The following is a 21,184-nucleotide window of genomic DNA, read 5'->3' as shown; positions in this document are numbered from 1 at the left end:
CCACCTCCCTCGGCTGGGGCCTATGGGCACCCGAAACCGGCGGAATGGGCGCAGGACTCTCGGCCAAGGACGTGGAGCGGGCCGCCCGGGCCGGGACCCCGGCGCACAGTGCCGCCTCAGGTCTGGCGATGTTCGACGCGGCCTGGGGCGGGGAGTACGCCCACGTCCTGGCGCTGCGGCTGGAGTCCGGCGCGCTCGGGCGCCGGGCGGCTGCCGACGGTGTACCCGCGCTGCTGCGCGGTCTGGTCCGTACCCCGGCCCGGCTCGCCGCCGCCTCGGGATCCGCGGGCGGCGACTCATTGGAGGAGCAGCTCGGCCGGCTGCCGGCGGCGGAGCAGGAGCGCTTCCTGCTCTCCCTCGTCCGTACGCAGATAGCGGCCGCTCTCGGTCACTCCGGCCCGGACGCGGTCGATCCGGCCCGCGGTTTCGGCACCCTGGGCTTCGACTCCCTCGCGGCCGTTGAACTCCGCAACCGGCTCGGCACCGCCACCGGCCTGCGGCTGCCCGCGACCCTCACCTTCGACTACCCGAACGCCACCACGCTCGCCCGCTACCTGCGGGAGAAGCTCGTCGGCGACGAGACCGCCGGGGCCACGTCCTCCGCTGCCGCCGCTGTCGTCGCGGCCCGGCAGTCCACGGGCGACGACCCGATCGCGATCGTCGGCATGTCCTGCCGCTTCCCGGGCGGGGTGCGCAGTCCCGAAGGGCTGTGGGACCTGCTCGCCGCGGGCCGGGACGCCGTCGCGGACTTCCCCGAGGACCGCGGCCCGAGCTGGTACGACGCCTATGACCCCGACCCGGACGCCATCGGCAAGACGTACTCCAAGGAAGGCGCGTTCCTCGACGACGCGGGCCGGTTCGACGCGGACTTCTTCGGCATCAGCCCGCGCGAGGCCCTGGCCACCGACCCCCAGCAGCGCCTGCTGCTGGAGGCGTCGTGGGAGGCGTTCGAGCGCGCCGGGATCGACCCGGAGAGCCTGCAGGGCACTTCAACAGGGGTGTTCGCGGGCGTCATGTACCACGACTTCGCGCCCCGCCTCCGTGACGTACCCGAGGAGCTCGCGGGCTACCTCGGCAACGGCGGCCTCGGCAGCGTCGTCTCCGGCCGGGTCTCGTACGCCCTGGGCCTGGAAGGCCCCGCGCTGACAGTCGACACCGCCTGCTCGTCCTCCCTCGTCGCCGTCCACCTGGCCGGCCAGGCGCTGCGCGCCGGCGAGTGCTCGCTCGCGCTGGCCGGCGGCGTCACCGTGATGACCACCCCGGACACCTTTGTCGACTTCAGCCGCCAGCGCGGCCTCGCCGCCGACGGCCGCTGCAAGCCGTTCGCGGAGGCGGCGGACGGTACCGGCTGGGGCGAAGGGGTCGGCGTCCTCGTCCTGGAGAAGCTCAGCGACGCGCGGCGCAACGGCCATCGCGTCCTGGCCGTCGTCCGCGGCAGCGCGATCAACCAGGACGGCGCCAGCAGCCAGCTGACCGCCCCCAACGGCCCCGCCCAGCAGCGCGTCATCCGGCAGGCCCTCGCCGCCGGTTCGCTCACCACGGGTGACGTCGACGTGGTCGAGGGCCACGGCACGGGCACCCGGCTGGGCGACCCGATCGAGGCGCAGGCGCTGCTGGCGACGTACGGGCAGGAGCGGGCGGACGGTCAGCCGCTGTGGCTGGGTTCGGTGAAGTCGAACCTCGGTCACACGCAGGCTGCCGCCGGTGTCGCGGGCATCATCAAGATGGTGCTGGCGATGCGGCACCAGGAACTGCCGCGCACGCTGGGCGTCGACGCTCCCAGCTCGCATGTCGACTGGAGCGCCGGTGACGTCGAGCTGCTGACCGAGGCCCAGCCGTGGCCGGCCGGGGAGCGGACCCGCCGCGCGGGCATCTCGTCCTTCGGCATCAGCGGAACGAACGCCCACGTCATCGTGGAAGAAGCCCCCGCAGAGGCCCTCGCGGCCGAAGGTGCCGCTGTCGACCTGCCGGTGGTGCCGTGGGTGCTGTCCGGCAAGACGCCCGACGCCGTCCAGGCCCAGGCCGCCCGGCTCCGTGACTTCGTCCTCGCCGATCCGGAACTGGACCCGGCGGCGATCGGATCCGCCTTGGCCACCACGCGCGCGGCCTTCACCCACCGCGCGGGCGTCGTCGCCGCCGACCGCGACGGCCTGCTGGCCGGACTGACCACCCTCGCCGAAGGCGGCACCGCGGCTGGAACGGTGTTCGGAACTGCCGGTTCCGGACAGGTGGGATTCCTCTTCACCGGGCAGGGCAGCCAGCGCGCGGGGATGGGACGCGAGCTCTACGCCGCCTTCCCCGTCTTCGCCTCAGCGCTGGACGACGTGGTGGCCGCGTTCGGCGACCGACTGGAACTACCGCTGCTGGATGTGCTGTTCGGGGACGACGGCCGGTTGAACGAGACGGGCTTTACGCAGCCTGCTCTGTTCGCGCTGGAGGTCGCGCTCTTCCGGCTGCTGGAGTCCTTCGGGGTCCGGCCGCAGGTGCTGGCGGGTCACTCCATCGGTGAGCTGGCCGCCGCACACGTCGCAGGGGTCTGGTCGCTGGAGGACGCGGCGCTGCTCGTTGCGGCTCGTGGCCGGCTGATGCAGCAACTTCCCGCCGGTGGTGCGATGGCGGCGATCCAGGCCACCGAGGCCGAAGTCCTGCCGCAGCTCACCGACAGGGTGGGGATCGCGGCCGTCAACGGGCCCACCTCCATCGTCGTCTCGGGTGACGAAGACGCCGTCGCTGCCGTGATCGCGCACTTCGATGGCATCGGACGGAAGACCAAGCGCCTCACCGTCAGCCACGCCTTCCACTCCCTCCACATGGAGCCGATGCTCGCCGAATTCGGCACCATCGCAGCAGGGCTCACCTACACCGCACCGTCCATCCCGATCGTCTCGACGCTCACCGGCCAGGCCGCCACCACCGAAGAACTCACCGACCCCGCCTACTGGGTCCGCCACGTCCGCGAAGCCGTCCGCTTCGCCGACGCCGTCACCACCCTCCAGGACCAAGGCGTCACCAAGTTCCTGGAGCTCGGCCCCGACGCCGTTCTCACCGCGATGGCCGCCGAATCCGCCACCGACACCACCATCCTCATCCCCGCCCTCCGCCGCGACCACAACGAAGCCCAGGTCTTCGTCACCTCCCTCGCGACCCTCCACACCCGGGGCGTCCCCGTCGACTGGCCGGCCCTCTTCGGCACCGGCCATACCCCCGTCGACCTCCCCACCTACGCCTTCCAGCACCAGCACTACTGGCTCGCCGACAGCACGGTCTCCACCGGCGACCCCTCCGGGCTCGGCCAGGGCACCACCACCCACCCGCTCCTCACGGCGGCGATCACCCTCCCCGACACCGACGGGCTGCTCTTCACCGGGCGGCTCTCGCTGGCCACCCACCCGTGGCTCGCGGACCACGCCGTCAACGGCACCGTCATCGTCCCCGGCGCCGCGCTCGCCGACCTCGCCATCCACACCGGCGACCACACCCACACCAGCACGCTGCAGGAGCTCACCCTCTCCGCACCCGTCGTCGTTCCGCAGACCGGTGCCATCCATCTGCGGGTCAGGATCGGCGGGGTGGAGGAGCGGACGCTGTCGGTGTTCTCGCGCCCCGAAGGCGCGGCGGAGGACGAGCCCTGGACGCGGCACGCGGACGGGCTGCTCACCTCGCACGCCGCCGAGCCCGGTTTCGACCTGGTGCAGTGGCCGCCGGCCGGGGCGGAGGCAGTGGCGGTCGACGGGCTGTACGGGACGATGGCCGCGAGCGGCCTGGAGTACGGGCCCGTGTTCCAGGGGCTGCGCGCCGCCTGGAAGCTCGGTGACGAGGTCTTCGCCGAGGTCGCGTTGCCGGAGGGCATCGACACCAACGGGTTCGGGCTGCATCCGGCGCTGCTCGACGCGGCGCTGCACGGCATCGGGTTCTCCGGGGCCGACAGCGGAGTGGCCGAACTGCCGTTCGCCTGGTCCGACGTTGCCCTGTACGCGACCGGCGCCACCGCGCTGCGGGTACGGATCTCCCCGGCGGGATCGGGCTATGCCCTGCATCTGGCCGACGCGCAGGGTGCTCCGGTCGCCTCCGTCGGGATGCTCGCCCTGCGTCCGGTGAACACGGGCGAGTTGGCGGCGGCCCAAGCCGCCCAGGCCCGGGATCTGTACGAGATCCAGTGGTCCGCGGTGGACGCGGATCCGGCGGCTACGGCAGCGGAGAACACGACCGCCCTCGACGAGAGCGCGCTGCTGCGCGTCGTGTCACGGGCCGATGCCCGGTCCACGGTCGTCGACGTTCTCGCGCAGGTGCAGGCATGGCTGGCCGACGAGTCCCCCGCCGGTTCGGACGCCAGGCTCGTCGTCGTCACCCGGGGCGCGGTCCCCGCGCTTCCCGGGGAGGACGTCACCGATCTCGCGCAGGCCGCCGTGCATGGGCTGGTCAGGGCCGCGCAGGCGGAGCACCCGGACCGGATCGTCCTCGTCGACACCGACACGGAGGCCGGTACCGGTCAGATACCCGCCACCGTCCTCGTGTCCGACGAGCCGGAACTGGCCGTCCGCAACTCCCAGTTGTACGCACCGCGGCTGGCCCGTACGGCACCGTCCGCCGAGGCGACCCCTTGGCGCACGGACGGCACCGTCCTGATCACCGGCGGCACCGGCGGTCTGGGCGCGCTCACCGCCCGCCACCTGGTCACTGAACACGGCGTCCGCGACCTCCTGCTCACCAGCAGGCGCGGACAGAACGCACCGGGCGCAGCCGAACTCGCGGCCGAACTCACCCAAGCCGGCGCCACCGTCACCATCGCCGCCTGCGACGTCTCCGACCGGGACGCCCTCGCGGAACTCCTCGCCGATGTGCCGTTGAGTGCGGTGATCCACACCGCGGGTGTCGTGGACGACGGGACCGTCGAGTCCCTCACTCCCGGCCAGGTGGGCACGGTGTTCGGCCCGAAGGCCGAGGCCGCGCGTCATCTGCACGAGCTGACCGCGCACCTCACCCTCGACGCGTTCGTGCTCTTCTCGTCGACGGCCGCCACCTTCGACGGCACCGGCCAGGCCAACTACGCCGCCGCCAACGCCTATCTCGACGCCCTCGCCACCCACCGCCGTACGCACAACCTGGCCGCGACCTCGCTCGCCTGGGGCCTGTGGGCTCCCGAATCGGGCGGCATGGGGGCGGATCTGACGCAGGCGGATGTCGACAGGGTGGCGCGCGGCGGTGCGTTGGCGCTGGGGCGCGAGGCGGGTCTCGCGCTGCTCGACGCGGCGCTGATCGGCGGGAAGGCCCATCTGCTGCCGGTGCCCTTCTCCACGGCGGCGCTGGAGGCGCGGGCCGGGAGCCAGGGCCTGCCGGCCATCCTGCGGGGGCTCGTCAGGGCACCCGCGGCACGGCGCGGCACCGTAGCGGCCGCAGCGGGTGCCGCGGCCGCGGAAAGCCTGAAGGACCGGCTGCTCAAGCTGCCGCCGGCGGAACGTACGCCGGTGGTGCTGGACCTCGTGCGGTCCCAGGTGGCCGCCGTGCTCGGGCACTCGGGAGTGGACGCCGTCGATCCGGCACGCGGCTTCGGCGGGCTGGGCTTCGACTCGCTCGCCGCCGTCGAGTTCCGCAACCGGCTCACGCCGGCGACCGGGCTGCGCCTTCCCGCGACGCTGATCTTCGACTACCCGACCTCCGAGGCCCTCGCCGAGTACATCCGCGAGCAGCTGGCACCGGCGCCCTCGGGCCCGGCGGCGCTGCGGGCCCTGGAGGCCGAACTGGCGGACCTGGAGGACCGGCTGGTCACCACGACCGACAACGGCGACGTGGACGAGCAGGACCACACCCGGGTCACCGACAGCCTGCGGGCCCTGGTGGCCCGCTGGACCGCACTGCGCGCCGGAGCCGCGGAGGCGGCGGCGTCCGCCGCGGCGGACGAGGCCGAACTGGCCTCGGCCGACGCGGACCAGCTCTTCGACATTCTCGACAGCGAGTTCGAACCTCTCGACTGACCCGCCCGGCGCCGATGCCGGCGCACCCCCGTATGACTCGTATGAGGAGAGATCCGACATGGTTGTTCAGGACCCCGCGCCGACAGCGGCCACCCGTAAGGAGACGGACCTTTGGCTGCTGGAGCGGCTGGTACCGGGATCGGGCGTCAACAACCTGTCCCTGACCTTCGACGTGGAGGGTGAGATCGACTCCGCGGCGCTGTCCCGGGCGCTGACCCTGGTGGTGCGCAAGTACGACATCCTGCGCACCGTCTTCCGCACCTCCGAGACCGACCTCACCAAGGAGGTGCTGGCGGCCGACGCGATCACCTCGGTCGACGTCACCTCGATCGACGTCACCGAGACGGAAGCCGCCGAGGACGCTCTCCAGGCCGCCGTCGAGGCGTTCGTCGCGGAGCCGTTCGCCCTGGACGGGAGCCCGCTCGTCAGGGCGGCGCGCTTCCGGCGGGCGGGCGGCGCCGGCGATGTGGTGAGCGTCGCGCTCCACCACCTCGTCTTCGACGCGATGTCGACCGTCACGCTGCTCGGTGAGCTGATCAGCGCCTATCAGGCGCCCGACACGTACGCGACCGACCCGGTCGCCGCGGTCGTCGAGGCGGAGCCGTCCGAGGAGAGCGTCGACTTCTGGCGCGACCAGCTCCGCGGTTTCCGCGGCGCGGACGACGGCCTCTGGTACGGGAATCCGGCCTCGGCCACCCCGAACCTGGCGGGCGACACCCTGCAGTACCTGCTGTCGGACGACGCCCTCGCCGTGGTCGGCCGCCTGCAGCGCGAGCTGCGCGCGCCGGAGGCCGTGATCCTGCTGGCCGCGTACTACCTGCTGCTCGCCCAGCACGGCGCGGGCTCGGACATCGTCGTCGGCTCACCCGTCAGCGTGCGGCCGCCCGGCCACGAGGGCGCCATCGGCTATCACGTCAACGTGCTGCCGCTGCGGGTGCGGATGGACCCGGCCAAGCCGTTCAAGCGGCTGGTGAACCGGGCCCGCGCGGTGTTCCTGGAGAGCCTGGGCGAGCCGGGCGTGACCGCCGAGTCCGTACTGGACGAGGTGCGGGACGGCGGCTCCTCCTCCTGGCGGAACTCGCTCTTCAACCACCTGTTCAACTACGTGCCGGGCGGCACCTCGGGAACGTTCGAGGTGGCCGGGCACCCGGCCAGGATCCGTGGGGTGGAGAACGGCTTCAGCAAGTTCGACCTGGAGTTCTTCTTCATGCCGGAGCCCGAGTCGGCGAAGACCACGATCCGCGCCGTGTTCCGTACCCAGGTCTTCACCCCGGCCGACGTGGAGCTGCTGCTCGCCCGCTACGACGCCCTGCTGTGCACCCTCGGCGACCAGCTGGACCGGCCGATCGGGGAGATCTCCGGCTGGAGCGCGGCCGACCACGCCGCGGTCCTGGCCGGCCACCGGGACGGCCTGCCCGAGGCCCTGCTCGGCCCGTCCGTCGCACCGTTCTCCGGCTACGCGAAGCTCGCCGCCAAGTCCGACAGTTCGGCCCTGACCCGGGCCTTCGTGGCCGCCCCCGACGGGACGGAGCTGCCGGTGGGCGTCCGCGGCGAGCTCTGCCTCGCCGACGAGGCGGTCACCCGCACCGGTGACGTGGCCCGCTGGCTTCCCGACGGCCGGATCGAGATCCTCGGCCGGCTGGACCGCCGGGTGACCGTGCAAGGGCTCGCGTTCGGCCTGGAGGACGTCGACGCCGCACTGCTCGCGCACCCCGCCATCGACGCCGCCGTGACCGTCGCCGCGGGCGGGGTCCTCGTTTCCTTCGTCGCCACCGCCGGCATCGAGGCCGGTCCCGGCCTGCTGGACCAGCTCTGGAAGCAGGTGCGCACCGACCTTCCCGGCCCGGCGGAGCCGGCCCGCATCATCGTCACCGAGGGGCTTCCGACCGTGAACGGCGCCCCTGACCTGCAAGGCCTGCGGCTGCGTGCCGAGGAGCTGCTGCGCACCGAGGCCGCGCCGGAGCCGGTGGACACCACCGAGCTGACCCGTGCGCTGATCGCGCTGTGGAAGCAGTTCCTCAAGCGCGAGGACCTGGACGCGGATTCCGGCTTCTTCACCAGCGGCGGCCACTCGCTGCTCGCCGTCCAGCTGCTGCAGCGCGTCAAGCGCACCACCGGTATCCAGGTGAAGATCCGGCTGGCCGACCTGTTCGCTCACCCGACCCCGGAGAAGCTCAGCGCGTACATCTCGGGCAAGAAGGCGTAGCGGGCCGCAGGAAGCACGACGGAGGGGCTCGTACCGGCTGATCCATCCGGTACGAGCCCCTCTTTCTTGCCTACGCGACGCAGAACTCGTTGCCCTCGGGGTCCTGGAGGGTGACCCCGTAGTGGTCCAGGCCGTCCTGCGACAGGACGCGGACCTTCGTGGCGCCGGCGGCCACCAGCCGTTCGGCCTCGGCGTTCACACGGGCGGTACGGGTCTCCAGCGGTACGTCCCGGCCGCCGCCGACCTTCAGGTCCAGATGCAGCCGGTTCTTGATCGTCTTGGCTTCCGGCACGACCTGGAAGAAGATGCGGGGCCCGGCGCCCGTCGGGTCGACGAGCGAGTCGGCGCAGCTGTTGGACGGGTCGCCGAGCTCGTCCTCGGGCACCCCGATGCTGATCCAGTACGCCCGCCAGGTCGCGAACCCGGCGGGCGGTTCCTCCTCGCGGTACCCCAGGGCGGTCGCCCAGAAGGGGACCAGCACGGCGGGTTCGGCACAGTCGATGCTGATCTGCAGAGTGGTCATCCCTCGATCGTGCCCGGAGGGACTGACAGCGGCCGGTCCGACCGCGCCGCCCCGCTCGTCAGCCGACCTCGGCCAGCCAGGCCTTCATGACGGTGTCGAAGCGCTCGGGCTCCTCGACGTGCGGCATGTGGCTGGACTGCTCGAAGAGCTCCCAGCGGGCGCCGGGGATGTGGTCGAGGAACGGCTGGATGGTGGCGGGTGTGGCCTCGTCGTACGCGCCCGAGATGATCAGGGTCGGGACGGCGACGGCCGGCAGCCGGTCGATGACCGTCCAGTCCTTCAGGGTGCCGATGACGTGGAAGTCGTTGGGGCCGTTCATGGTGCCGTAGACCGTCGGGTCGCTCTGCAGCTCCAGGAGGGTGGCGGCGACCTCGCGCGGCAGCGGGTTCGCCCGGCAGACATGGCGCTGGTAGAAAGCGTACACGGAGCGCTGGTAGTCCGGGTGGTCGAAGTCCTCGGTGGCCTCGTGGCGGCGCAGGGTGTCGCGGTGCACCGGCGGCATCGCGTCCTTGAGGCCCTCGCACGCCGCGCGCCACAGCGGCATGGAGGCCGGGGAGTTGGCGATGACGAGGCCGCGCAGCCCGGCGGGACGGCGGACGGCGTGCTCGGCGCCCAGCATGCCGCCCCAGGACTGGCCGAACAGCAGGTAGTCGTCGGCGATGCCGAGGTGGGCGAGGAGGTTGTCCAGCTCGTCGAGGAAGAGGTCGACGGTCCAGAAGTCGGCGCCGCGGTCGGGCAGCCGGGTGGAGCCGCCGTTGCCGATCTGGTCGTAGTGGATCACCGGGCGGCCGGTGGACGCGGCGAGTTCGGTCATCCGCAGCAGGTAGTCGTGGGTGGAACCGGGGCCGCCGTGGGCGATGACGAGCGGGGTGCGCCCGGTGTGCAGATCGCCGGTGACCCGGTACCAGGTGCGGTGGCCGCGGAAGGGGGCGGTGCCCTTCTGGGTGGGGGCGGGGAACATCGTGGAGTACCTCATGTCTCGGCTCGGCGGTGGCTCGGGTGGGGAGAAGGGAACGGCCGGGAAACGACACCGGCGCCGTCGGCGGGAGGCTTCCCCGCTGACGGCGCCGGTGCCGGCGGCCGGGCGACGATCAGGCCCTGGCGGCCTCACGGCGGGAGTTGAGGATGACGGCCCCGGACAGGACGACCGTCCAGCCGGCGAGCACCAGGGCGGCGACGAGGGTGCGGGTGCCGTGCAGCAGGGCACCGTGGCCGATGTCGGCGAGCCAGTAGCTCGGCAGGGTCTTGACGACCGCGGTCAGCCAGCCCGGGAATCCCGTGGTGGGCAGGAGCAGCCCGCCGAGGAACCCGAACAGCAGCACCAGGCCCTGGAGGTACATCTGCTGCTGCTCGACGGCCACGTACAGGCCGATGACCAGGCCGAGCACCGCGCACGGCAGGGCGGCGATCCAGATGCCCAGGGTGATCTGCAGCCAGCCGGCGACGGAGAGGTGCACGTCCTGGAGGGTGGCGCCCGCGAGCGCCACGAAGAGCGGGCCGGGCAGCGCCACGATCATGCTGACGACGATCTTCGAGAGCAGGTAGTTGCGCGGCAGCAGCGGGGTGAGCCGCAGCTGGCGGTGCCAGCCGATGGAACGCTCGTGGGCGACCCGGGCGCTGGTGTGCATGGAGGAGGTGAAGGCGCTGTACGCGGCGAGGCTGCACATCAGCCAGGCGCTGTACGTGATGCCGTTGGAGTGCGGGATCACCTGGTTCTTGTAGAGCATGCACTCCATGAGGTAGAGGCCCACGGGCAGCACGATCGCGAAGATGATGAAGCGCGGGCCGCGGAGCATCCGCTTGATCTCGATGGACAGGTAGCCGGTCATGCGGCGTCCTCCTGCACGTCCGTCTCGTCGGCGGCGGTCAGCGAGAGGAACGCCTCTTCCAGCCCGCTGGCGCTGATCTCGATGTCGTACGCGTCGGGGTAGGTGGTGAGCAGGGCGCGCAGGCTCTTGTCGGAGTCCTCGCAGTGCAGTTCGACACGGCCCAGGCGCAGCGCGGCGGCGGTCACGCCGGGCAGTGCGCGCAGGTCCGCCTCCTTCGCGTCGGGGACCGAGGCGCGCAGCACGCGGCCCGCGGTGAGGGCACGGATCTTGGCGACGGTGCCGTCGGCGGCGATCTCGCCACCGCGCATGAGGACGACGCGGTCGGCGAACTCCTCGGCCTCGTCCAGGTAGTGGGTCGCGAAGACCACGGTGCGGCCGGTGTCGGTGAACTTCCGCATGGACTCCCAGAACTTGCGGCGACTGCCGACGTCCATGGCGGAGGTCGGCTCGTCGAGCACCAGGAGCTGCGGGTTGCCGATGAGCGCGCAGGCGAAGCGGGCGCGCTGGCGCTGGCCGCCGGAGAGCTTGGTGCCGCGGCGGTCGACGATGTCCTCGATGTTGGCGCGGCGCAGCACCTCGTCGAGGGGCAGCGGCTTCTTGTAGAGAGAGGAGATCATCTCCAGCGTCTCGCGGACGGAGATGTCGTCGATCAGCGAGCCCTCCTGGAGGACGGCGCTGACCAGCCCTTCCCGTACCGCGAGGTAGGGGGCCCGGCCGAAGATGCTGATCTCACCGGAGGTGGGGTGGGACAGGCCGAGGATCATGTCGATGGTGGTGGACTTGCCCGCGCCGTTGGGGCCGAGGAGCGCCACGACCTCGCCGGGGGCGATGGTCAGGTCGATGCCCTTGACCGCCTGGACCTCGCCGTAGACCTTGCGCAGTCCGGTGACGCGGATGGCCGGCTCGGCCTGGGACGCGGGCCCGGACTTCCCCTTGGCCTCAGCGGCTGCGGGAGCCGGCGCGGGCTCCGGCGGTGCCGCTACCGGAACGGTCCCCTCTGCCCTGGCGGTGGTCTTCTCTGTGGTCTTCATGTCACATCCGGATCTGTCGGGAGAGGTCCTGTGCGGTCAGCAGCTCGGCCAGCGCCGTGGCGGCGCCTTCGTCACGCAGCAGGTCGGTGTGATCGCAGTCGAACCGGAGTTCACGGGCCACTGCTCCGGCCGCGCCGTCCGGGTCGGTGGAACGCAGCCGATTGAGTCCGCTGAGCGGGCTTCCGGAGCTGAAGGCGACGGCGTCCGTCCACGCGGTGGCGGCCGAGGAGTTGAGCTGGCCGGCCGCGACGACATAGGCGACGAAGGAGGTGAAGGACTCGGTGAACTCGGTCCGGCTCTCGGGTTCCAGCTCGATCTCGTCGAAGGCGGCTTCGCTGATCTCCCGGAAGAGTCCGACGAGCACCGGGCCGATGTACCCGAGGTTCTCGGGGTCGGCCTCCAGCGCCTGCCGGGCGGTCTCCTGGGCCTCGGCGACCGGTTCGGCACCGATGATTCCCGCGAACAGCTCGACGGACTTGTGGAACTGCCAGAGCAGACCGAAGGCGTTGGCCTGCTCGGGGTCGAACAGGATGAGCTGGGGGGCTCGTTCCTGCCACTGCGCTATGCGGCCGGCCAGGGCGGCGGCGTACACCGCTCCGGCGCAGAAGCCGAGTACGGCACCGACCTGCTGCCCGCTCGCGCGGACGTCCTCGAACCAGCGGTCGAGGTACTCCTCGCCCGACGGCCCGATGTCGGTGGCGATGGCCTGCGGCATCGTCTCCCAGACCGGATGGCTGGTGGCGGTGAGGCCGACGATGTCGGCGAATCGCGCATCGGGTCGCCCGGTGGCCGTGAAGTCGACAGCGAGGACCAGATCTCCTGGGCCCTTGCCGCCGATTTCCCACCATGCATCGGATTTCTCCACCAACAGCCCCTTCCGTTCCCTGCTGTCCCGTGCACCCGCATGGGGAGTGCTTCCGATGCTAGAAGCGGGCAATTGCACTGAGATCCCCTAGCGGACCCCCTAGCGCCCCCTACTCGTCGGGAGTACTCGCCGCGGCCGGGGCCGGTGCCGCTTCCACGGTCTCCAGCAGGTGCTCGGCCAGCTCCTCGGGCGTCTCGTACTCGTAGATCACGGCGGCGGACAGGCGTGCGCCGACGGCCGCGCCGATCCGGTCGCGGAACTCGACGGCGAGCAGCGAGGAGAACCCGAGGTCGATGAACTCGCTGTCGTCCTCGATCTCCTCGGCGGACGCGTGGCCGAGGACGGACGCGGTGACCGAACGCACCAGCTCCAGCAGGAGCTCGGCGCGGGCCGGGCCGTCGGCCGCGTGCAGCCGCCGCTGGAACTCCAGCGGATCGTCGGCCGGCTCTCCCCCAGCTACCGCTGGGAGGTGCCCCCCGACGGCGTCCGGCAGGTCCAGGACGCTGCCGGCGGCACCGGGAGCGGCGGGTCCGGCCGAGGCGCGGCCGGCTGCCGCCAGCCAGTAGTGCTGGTGCTGGAAGGCGTACGTGGGCAGCGGGGTCCGGCGTGCGCCGGTGCCGTCGAAGAGCGCGGTCCAGTCCACGGCGGCGCCGCGCATCCGCAGCCGGGCGGCGGCCTCGGTGACCGCGTGCGGCTCGGTGCGGTCCCTGCGCAGCACGGGGAGCACGGCGGCGGGCGCCGGTGCGGTCAGGCAGTCGCGGACCAGCGAGGACAGGACGGCGTCCGGGCCCAGTTCGACGAACGTGGCGGCGCCCTCGGCCGCCAGGCTGCCCACGGCGTCGGCGAAGCGCACCGTCTCGCGGACGTGCCGCACCCAGTAGTCGGGGCTGCGCAGCTCCTGCGCGGTGACGGGCTTGCCGGTGAGGGACGACACGATCGCGATGGTCGGCTCGAGGTACGTCAGCCCTGCGGCCACCCGCCCGAACCCGTCGAGCATCGGCTCCATCAGCGCGGAGTGGAAGGCGTGGCTGACGGTGAGGCGCTTGGTCTTGCGGCCCAGGTCACGGAAGTACCCGGCGACCGCCTCGACCGCCGCCTCGTCGCCGGAGACCACGACGGCCTCCGGGCCGTTGACCGCCGCGATCCCGACTCCTTCGGCCAGCCGCGGCAGCACCTCCGCCTCGGTGGCCTGGAGGGCCGCCATCGCGCCGCCGGCCGGCAGCGCCTGCATCAGCCGGCCGCGGGCGGCGACGAGCGCCGCCGCGTCCTCCAGCGACCAGAGCCCGGCGACGTGCGCGGCGGCCAGTTCGCCGATCGAGTGCCCGGCGAGCAGGTCGGGCCGCACGCCCCAGGACTCCAGCAGCCGGTACAGGGCCACTTCGAGGGCGAAGAGCGCGGGCTGCGCGTAGCCGGTCGTGTCCAGCAGCGCCGCCTCCGCGATGCCCGGCTCGGCGAACAGCACCTGCTGGAGGGGGTGTTCGAGGTGCGGGTCGAGCGCGGCGCACGCGGCGTCCAGCGCCCGCGCGAACGCCGGCTGCGAGGCATGCAGTTCACGGCCCATGCCGGGCTTCTGGCTGCCCTGCCCGGTGAAGAGGAAGGCGATACGTCCGCTCCCCTGCGTCTCCTGGACCACGGCCGGGCCCTGGCTGCCCGCCGCGAGCCCCTCCAGCGCGGCCAGCAGGTCCGCCCGGCTGTCGGCGACGAGCGCCGCCCGGTGGCTGAGCTGGCTGCGGGAGGTGGCCAGGGACAGTCCGATGTCGGCGGCCGACAGGTCCGGACGGTCCGTGACGTGCGCGTGCAGCCGGGCGGCCTGGGCGCGCAGTCCCGCGGCGCCCTTCGCGGACAGCAGCCAGGGCACCGGACGGATCTCCGGGGCCGCGGCGGCCTCGGCCGGCTCCTCCTGCGGTGCCTGCTCCAGGACGACGTGGGCGTTGGTGCCGCTGATGCCGAACGCGGACACCGCGGCGCGGCGCGGCCGGCCGCTGTCGGGCCAGGCGCGGGCCTCGGCGAGCAGTTCGACGGCGCCCGCCGACCAGTCGACGTGCGGGCTGGCCTCGTCGATGTGCAGCGACTTGGGGAGCACCGCGTGCCGCAGCGCCATCACCATCTTGATGACGCCGGCGGCGCCCGCGGCGGCCTGGGTGTGGCCGAGGTTGGACTTCACCGAGCCGAGCCACAGCGGCTGGTCCGCGGGCCGGTCCTGGCCGTAGGTCGCGATGAGCGCCTGCGCCTCGATCGGGTCGCCCAGGACGGTGCCGGTGCCGTGCGCCTCGACGGCGTCGATGTCACCGGTGCTCAGCCCGGCGGCGGCCAGCGCCTCCAGGATCACCTGCTGCTGGGACGGGCCGCTGGGGGCGGTGAGGCCGTTGCTGGCGCCGTCCTGGTTGATGGAGCTGCCCCGCACCAGGGCGAGGACGGGGTGCCCGTTGCGGCGCGCGTCGGAGAGCCGCTCCAGGAGCAGCACACCGACGCCCTCGCCCCAGCCGGTGCCGTCGGCGGCCTTCGCGAACGGCTTGCACCGGCCGTCCGGGGCCAGCCCGCGCTGCCTGCTGAAGTCGATGAACGTGTCGGGGGTGGCCATGACGGTGACACCGCCGGCCAGCGCGAGACCGCATTCGCCGTTGCGCAGCGCCTGCATCGCCAGGTGCAGGGTCACCAGCGACGACGAGCAGGCGGTGTCGACGGTGACGGCCGGGCCCTGCAGCCCCAAGGCGTACGAGACCCGCCCGGACAGCACGCTGCCGGCCGTACCGGTGCCGAGGAAGCCCTCGACGCCGTCCGGGATCGACGCCCGGTCCGAGCCGTAGTCGTGGTACATGACGCCCGCGTAGACGCCGGTCCGGGTGCCGCGGACGGTCGCCGGGTCGATCCCGGCGTGTTCGAACGCCTCCCAGGACGCCTCGAGCAGCAGCCGCTGCTGCGGGTCCATGGCCAGCGCCTCACGCGGGCTGATGCCGAAGAACGCGGCGTCGAAGTCCCCGGCCCCGGCGAGGAATCCGCCCTCCTTGGCGTAGCTCTTGCCCAGGGCGTTCGGGTCGGGGTCGTAGAGGTTCTCGACGTCCCAGCCCCGGTCGGTGGGGAAGCCGCCGGCGCCGTCGCCACCGGCGACCAGCAGCTCCCACAGCTCCTCGGGCGAGGTGATCCCGCCCGGGTAGCGGCAGCTCATGCCGACGATGGCGACGGGTTCGCGGGTCCTGTCCTCCAGGTCCTGGATACGGCGGCGGGCCTGGAGGAGATCGGTGGTTGCCCGCTTCAGATAGTCGCGGAGCTTCTGTTCGGTGTCCGTGGTCATGCGTGCTTCAGCTCCTTGTATCGGGCGAGCGGGCGATCAGGTGGGACGGGTCAGTCGGAGCCGATCTCGCCGTCCAGCAGCGCGAACAGCTCGTCGTCCGAGGCCTCGTCGACGGTCGCCGCCGCGTCCTGGGCGGCCGGCGCGGGCGCTGCCGCGTCGTGCCAGCGGGACATCAGCGCTTGGAGGCGCACGGTGACCTTGGAGCGGGTCAGCTTGTCCAACCCGTCGGTGTTCAGCAGCGGTTCGAGCTGTTCCAGGCTCGCGAGCAGCGCCTGCGCGGGGTCGTCGTCGGCGGGGGCCAGCGCCTGGAGGAGGTGGTCGGCCAGCTCCAGCGGTGTCGGGTAGTCGAAGACGAGCGTGGCCGGCAGCCGCACCCCGGTCTCGACGACGAGGCGGTTGCGGAACTCCACGGCCGTCAGCGAGTCGAAGCCGAAGTCCTTGAACGGCTTCTCCGCCTCGACGGGCTGGTCGGCGGCGAAGCCGAGCACGGCCGCGACCTGCTTGCGGACCAGCCCCAGCACCAGCTGCGGCCGTTCGCCGGCCGGCAGCGCCGCCAGCCGCGCGGTGAGACCGCCGTCGGCCGCGCCCGCTCCGCCGGCCGCCGCCGCGCGCCGTACCGGCCCGCGCACCAGCGACCGGAACATGCCGGGCACCTCACCGCTCATGGCGCGGCCCAGGGCCCGGGTGTCCAGACCGACCGGCACCAGGAGCGCCCGGTCCGCGGCCACCGCCGTGTCGAACAGCGCGAGGCCCTGCTCCTGGCCGAGGGCGAGGATGCCGCCGCGCGCCATCCGTTCGACGTCGGCCCCGGTCAGGGCCGACCCCATGCCGCCCGTCGCCGGGTCCCACAGGCCCCAGGCGAGCGCCGTGCCGGGCAGGCCCGCTGCCCGGCGCTGCGCGGCGAGGCCGTCCAGATAGGTGTTGGCGGCCGCGTAGTTGCCCTGTCCCGCGCCGCCGAAGACGCCGGCCGCGGAGGAGAACAGGACGAACGCGTCCAGCTCCAGGTCCGCCGTCAGCTCGTGCAGGTGACGGGCGGCGTCGGCCTTCGGGCCGAGGACGGACGCGACGCGGGCCGGGGTCAGCTTGCCGATGACACCGTCGTCCACGATGCCGGCCGTGTGCACGACCGCGCTGAGCCGGACGACACCCGCCAGCAGTCCGGCGAGGCTGTCGCGGTTCGAGACGTCGCAGGCCGCGACGGTCACCGCGGCGCCGGCCGCCTCCAGTTCGGCGACCAGGGTGTCCGCTCCGGGCGCCTCCGGGCCGCGCCGGCTGACGAGCAGCAGGTTCCGTACGCCCCGGGCGGTGACCAGGTGCCGGGCGACGAGCGCGCCCAGACCGCCGGTGCCACCGGTGATCAGTACGGTGCCGTCGGAGCGCCAGGGGGCACCTTCGGCTTCCGCCTCCGACGTGCCGACGCGGACGAGCCGCGGCGCCCACAACACACCGTCACGGAGTGCCAGTTCGGATTCGGCGGCGGAGAGCACGCCCTCCGGAACTCCGTCCGCGTCGGTGTCCAGCAGGACGATGCGGCCCGGGTTCTCGGCCTGGGCGGCCCGGACGAGACCGGTCACCGCCGCCTGGCCCAGATCCGTCACCCCCTCGCCGGGGGTCACCGCCGCCGCGCCACGGGTCAGGACGAGCAGCCGCCCGTCCTCGTTCGCCTCATCGGCCAGCCACTCCTGAAGATCCGTCAGTACGGAGGCGACCGCGTCGGCGGCAGAGCGCCCGGCCGGTGCCGTCAGAACGGTCGGCGCGGGTCCGGAGTCCGTGGCAGCGGAGGTGATCTGCTTCCACTCGACGGTGAACAGCGCGTCGTCCGAGGTGTCCGGGGTGCCCAACTGGGCTGCGGACACCGGTCGCAGGGTGAGCGTGCCGATCGACGCGACCGCGCCGCCCTCGGCGTCCGCGACCCGCACCGAGACCCCGCCGGGGGTGGCCGCCGGGGCGAGCCGTACCCGCAGCGCCGTGGCGCCCGAGGCGTGCAGGGTGACGTCCGACCAGGCGAAGGGCAGCCACATGGCGCCCGCGTCCGCGTCGGCCGGGCCGCTCATCAGGCCGGGGCCGCCCAGCGCGACCGCGTGCAGCGCGGCGTCCAGCAGGGCCGGGTGCAGACCGAACAGCCCGGCCTGCGACTCCTCCCGCTCGGGCAGCGCGACCTCGGCGAAGACCTCGTCGCCGAGCAGCCAGGCGGCCCGCAGGCCCTGGAAGGCCGGGCCGTACTCCAGGCCGCGGCCGGCCAGCTCGTCGTAGAGGTCGTCCACCGCGACCGGCTCGGCGCCGGCCGGGGGCCACTGCGCCAGGTCGAACCCGGCGGCGGGGGCCTGCTCGGTGAGCGTGCCGTCGGCGTGCCGCGTCCAGGCCGTGCCCTCCGGCGCGCCCTCCGGCCGGGAGAAGATCGTCACGGCACGCTGCTCGCCGCCGTCCAGCCGCAACCGCACCTGGACGGCGCCCACGGCGGGGACGACCAGCGGCGCGTGGAGCGTCAGTTCCTCCAGCGTGCCGCAGCCCGCCAGGTCACCGGCGTGCACGGCGATCTCGACGAGCGCGGTGCCGGGGACGATCACGGTGCCGTTGACGGCGTGGTCGGCCAGCCACGGGTGGGTGGCCAAGGACAGCCGCCCGGTGAACAGCAGCCCGTCCGACTCGGGGATGCTCACGGCCGCGCCGAGCAGCGGATGTCCCGCCGTGTCCTGGCCGAAGTCGGCGGCGTCGCCACTGGGCAGGGCGTTGGACGTGAACCAGTAGCCGCGGTGCTGGAAGGCGTACGTCGGCAGGTCCACGAGTCCGGCGGCGGCGCGGCCCGCGAAGAACGCCCGCCAGTCGACGCCGATACCGCGCAGGTACAGGCGGGTGACGGCCTCCACCAGGGTCTGTGCCTCGTCGCGGTCCCGGCGCAGCGCGGGGACCAGGACCGACGCAACGGGGTCTGTCACGCTCTCGGCGCCCATCGCGCTCAGCACGGCGTCGGGCCCCAGTTCCAGGAACGCGCTGACGCCCCGCTCCTCCAGCGCCGTCACGGCGTCGGCGAAGCGCACGGCCTCACGGACGTGCCGGACCCAGTAGGCGGGGTCGGTCAGTTCTTCGGTGGTGGCGGTCTGCCCGGTGAGCGTCGACACGATCGGGATCGAGGGCGCGTGGTACGTGAGCCCGGCCGCGACGGCGCGGAACTCCTCGAGCATCGGCTCCATGTGGACGGAGTGGAAGGCGTGGCTGACGGTGAGGCGCTTGGTCTTGCGGCCCTGCTCGTCGAAGTACGTGACGACCTGCCGGACCGCGTCCTCGTCGCCCGAGACGACGATGGAGGTGGGCCCGTTGACGGCCGCGATCCCGACCCGGTCGGTAAGGCGCGGCAGGACCTCGGCCTCGGTGGCCTGGATCGCCGCCATCGCACCGCCGGACGGCAGTTGCTGCATCAGCCGGCCGCGAGCCGCGACCAGCAGCGCCGCGTCCTCCAGGGACCAGACCCCCGCCACATGCGCTGCGGCCAGCTCACCGATGGAGTGACCGGCCAGCACCTGCGGCTTGATGCCCCACGCGGCGACCTGCCGGAACAGCGCCACCTCCAGGGCGAACAGCGCGGGCTGGGTGTAGCCGGTAGCGTCCAGCGATCCGTCGTCCCCGAACAGCACGTCCTTGAGCGGACGGTCCAGGTGCGCGTCGAACGCCGCCGCCACCTCGTCGAGCGCCGCCGCGAACACCGGGAACGCGGCGTAGAGCTCCCGCCCCATGCCGGCCCGCTGGCTGCCCTGGCCGGTGAACAGGAAGCCGAGCCGGCCGGATCCGGGGCCGTCGCGCAGGACGCCCGGCGCGCTCCCGCCGTCGGCAAGGGCCGCGAGCGCGGTGAGCAGTTCCTCCCGGCCACCGGCCACCACGCCCGCCCGGTACGGGAAGGCGGAGCGCGTCGTGGCGAGGGCCGAGCCGACCGTGGACGGGTCGGCGGCCACGGAGCCGTCCCGCAGGTACGCGTGCAACCGCCCGGCCTGGGCGGTCAGCGCCTCCGAGGTCCGGGCGGACAGCAGCCACGGCACCACCGGCAGTTCGGCGACGGCGGGCTCCTCCGCCGTCTCCTCGGCCGGGGTCTCCTCCACGATGACGTGGGCGTTCGTGCCGCTGATGCCGAAGGACGAGACACCCGCACGGCGGGTCCGCTCCCCCGCCGGCCACGGCCGGGCCTCGGTCAGTAGCTCGACGGTGCCTGCCGACCAGTCGACGTGCGAGCTGGGCGCGTCCACGTGCAGGGTGCGCGGCAGCTCCTCGTGGTGCAGGGCGAGCACCATCTTGATGATCCCGGCGACACCCGCCGCGCCCTGGGTGTGCCCGAGGTTGGACTTGATCGAGCCCAGCCACAGCGGCTGGTCCTGCGGGCGCTCCTGGCCGTAGGCGGCGATGAGCGCCTGCGCCTCGATGGGATCGCCCAGCTTGGTGCCGGTGCCGTGCGCCTCGACCGCGTCGACCTGGTCGGCGGACAGCCGGGCGCTCGCCAGCGCCTGCCGGATGACGCGCTGCTGGGACGGCCCGTTGGGCGCGGTGAGCCCGTTGCTGGCGCCGTCCTGGTTGACGGCGCTGCCGCGGACCACGGCCAGCACGCGGTGCCCGTTGCGCCGGGCGTCGCTGAGCTTCTCCAGCAGCAGGACGCCGACGCCCTCCGACAGGCCGGTGCCGTCGGCGGCCTCCGCGAACGGCTTGCAGCGGCCGTCGCCGGCCAGCCCGTCCGCCCGGCTGAACTCCAGGAACGTTCCGGCGGAGCCCATCACCGTCACCCCGCCGGCCAGTGCCAGCGTGCACTCCCCCGCCCGCAGCGCCTGGCCCGCGAGGTGCAGGGCGACCAGGGCGGACGAGCAGGCGGTGTCGATGGTGACGGCCGGGCCCTCCAGGCCCAGCGCGTACGAGACCCGGCCGGACAGGACGCTGCCCGCGACACCGGTCATCATGTGGCCGGCGACCTCGGCGGGCATCTTCTGCAGCCCGCGCAGGTAGTCGGAGCTGCTGACACCGGTGAAGACCGCCGTGCGGGTGCCGGACAGTGCCACCGGGTCGATCCCCGCGCGTTCCAGCGCCTCCCACGACGTCTCCAGCAGCACCCGCTGCTGCGGGTCCATCGCGAGGGCCTCGCGGGGGCTGATCCCGAAGAACTCGGCGTCGAACTCGGCGGCGTCGGCGAGGAAGCCGCCCTCGGGCGCGCCGTCGCCCGCCGCGCCGCCCTTCTCCCGTTCGCTGTCCTGGAACTGGGTGAGGTTCCAGCCGCGGTCGGTGGGGAACGGCGTCAGACCGTCCTCGCCGGCCGCGAGCAGCTCCCACAGCTCCTCGGGCGAGGTGACGCCGCCCGGGAAGCGGCAGGCCATACCGATGATCGCGATCGGCTCGCGGTCCTTGTCCTCCGCCTCCCGCAGCCGCCGACGGGCGTCGTGCAGGTCAGCGGCGACCCGCTTGAGTGTGTCGACCAGCTGCTTCTCGTCCGCCATC

7 protein-coding genes and 2 pseudogenes are annotated in these 21,184 nt (G+C 73.2%); 2 read left to right on the top strand and 7 right to left on the bottom strand.

From position 1 onward, the window contains the following. Window positions 1–221: 221 nt before the first annotated feature. Window positions 222–5,972 (top strand): annotated as a pseudogene (locus tag C6N31_RS38765) (SDR family NAD(P)-dependent oxidoreductase); the annotation flags it as partial. Window positions 5,973–6,030: 58 nt separating this feature from the next. Then, window positions 6,031–8,178 (top strand): condensation domain-containing protein, encoded by a 2,148-nt coding sequence (locus C6N31_RS38760; RefSeq protein WP_138357918.1) that lies wholly within the window; start codon window positions 6,031–6,033, stop codon window positions 8,176–8,178. A gap of 70 nt (window positions 8,179–8,248) precedes the next feature. Here C6N31_RS38760 and C6N31_RS38755 read toward each other — a convergent pair whose 3' ends face one another. From C6N31_RS38755 to C6N31_RS38725, 7 genes and pseudogenes are all read right to left on the bottom strand, one after another. Continuing rightward, on the bottom strand, window positions 8,249–8,701 hold the full coding sequence (locus tag C6N31_RS38755; RefSeq protein WP_138357916.1) for a VOC family protein: 453 nt from the start codon (window positions 8,699–8,701) through the stop codon (window positions 8,249–8,251). A 58-nt stretch (window positions 8,702–8,759) separates the two neighbouring features. Next, the gene (locus C6N31_RS38750; RefSeq protein WP_138357914.1) at window positions 8,760–9,662 is read right to left on the bottom strand and encodes a proline iminopeptidase-family hydrolase; all 903 of its coding nucleotides are present in this window, start codon (window positions 9,660–9,662) and stop codon (window positions 8,760–8,762) included. Between the two features lie 130 nt (window positions 9,663–9,792). Beyond that, on the bottom strand, window positions 9,793–10,530 hold the full coding sequence (locus C6N31_RS38745; RefSeq protein ID WP_138357912.1) for an ABC transporter permease: 738 nt from the start codon (window positions 10,528–10,530) through the stop codon (window positions 9,793–9,795). Next, on the bottom strand, window positions 10,527–11,561 hold the full coding sequence (locus tag C6N31_RS38740; protein ID WP_138357910.1) for an ABC transporter ATP-binding protein: 1,035 nt from the start codon (window positions 11,559–11,561) through the stop codon (window positions 10,527–10,529). Before C6N31_RS38740 ends, C6N31_RS38745 begins: the two co-directional genes overlap by 4 nt. Before the next feature lies 1 nt (window position 11,562). Then, a complete protein-coding gene (locus tag C6N31_RS38735) occupies window positions 11,563–12,426 on the bottom strand; it encodes a hypothetical protein (protein WP_138357908.1) in 864 nt (287 codons plus the stop codon). A gap of 166 nt (window positions 12,427–12,592) precedes the next feature. Continuing rightward, window positions 12,593–15,670: pseudogene (locus tag C6N31_RS38730) on the bottom strand (type I polyketide synthase); the annotation flags it as partial. Window positions 15,671–15,768: 98 nt separating this feature from the next. Then, window positions 15,769–21,183: a type I polyketide synthase gene (locus C6N31_RS38725; protein WP_198359314.1), complete on the bottom strand. Its 5,415-nt coding sequence runs from the start codon at window positions 21,181–21,183 to the stop codon at window positions 15,769–15,771. Window position 21,184: the final 1 nt, after the last annotated feature.

Source organism: Streptomyces fildesensis (assembly GCF_016107395.1).
In the GTDB taxonomy this organism is placed as follows: Bacteria; Actinomycetota; Actinomycetes; order Streptomycetales; family Streptomycetaceae; genus Actinacidiphila; species Actinacidiphila fildesensis.
This window is presented reverse-complemented; position numbering and strand designations above follow the sequence as displayed.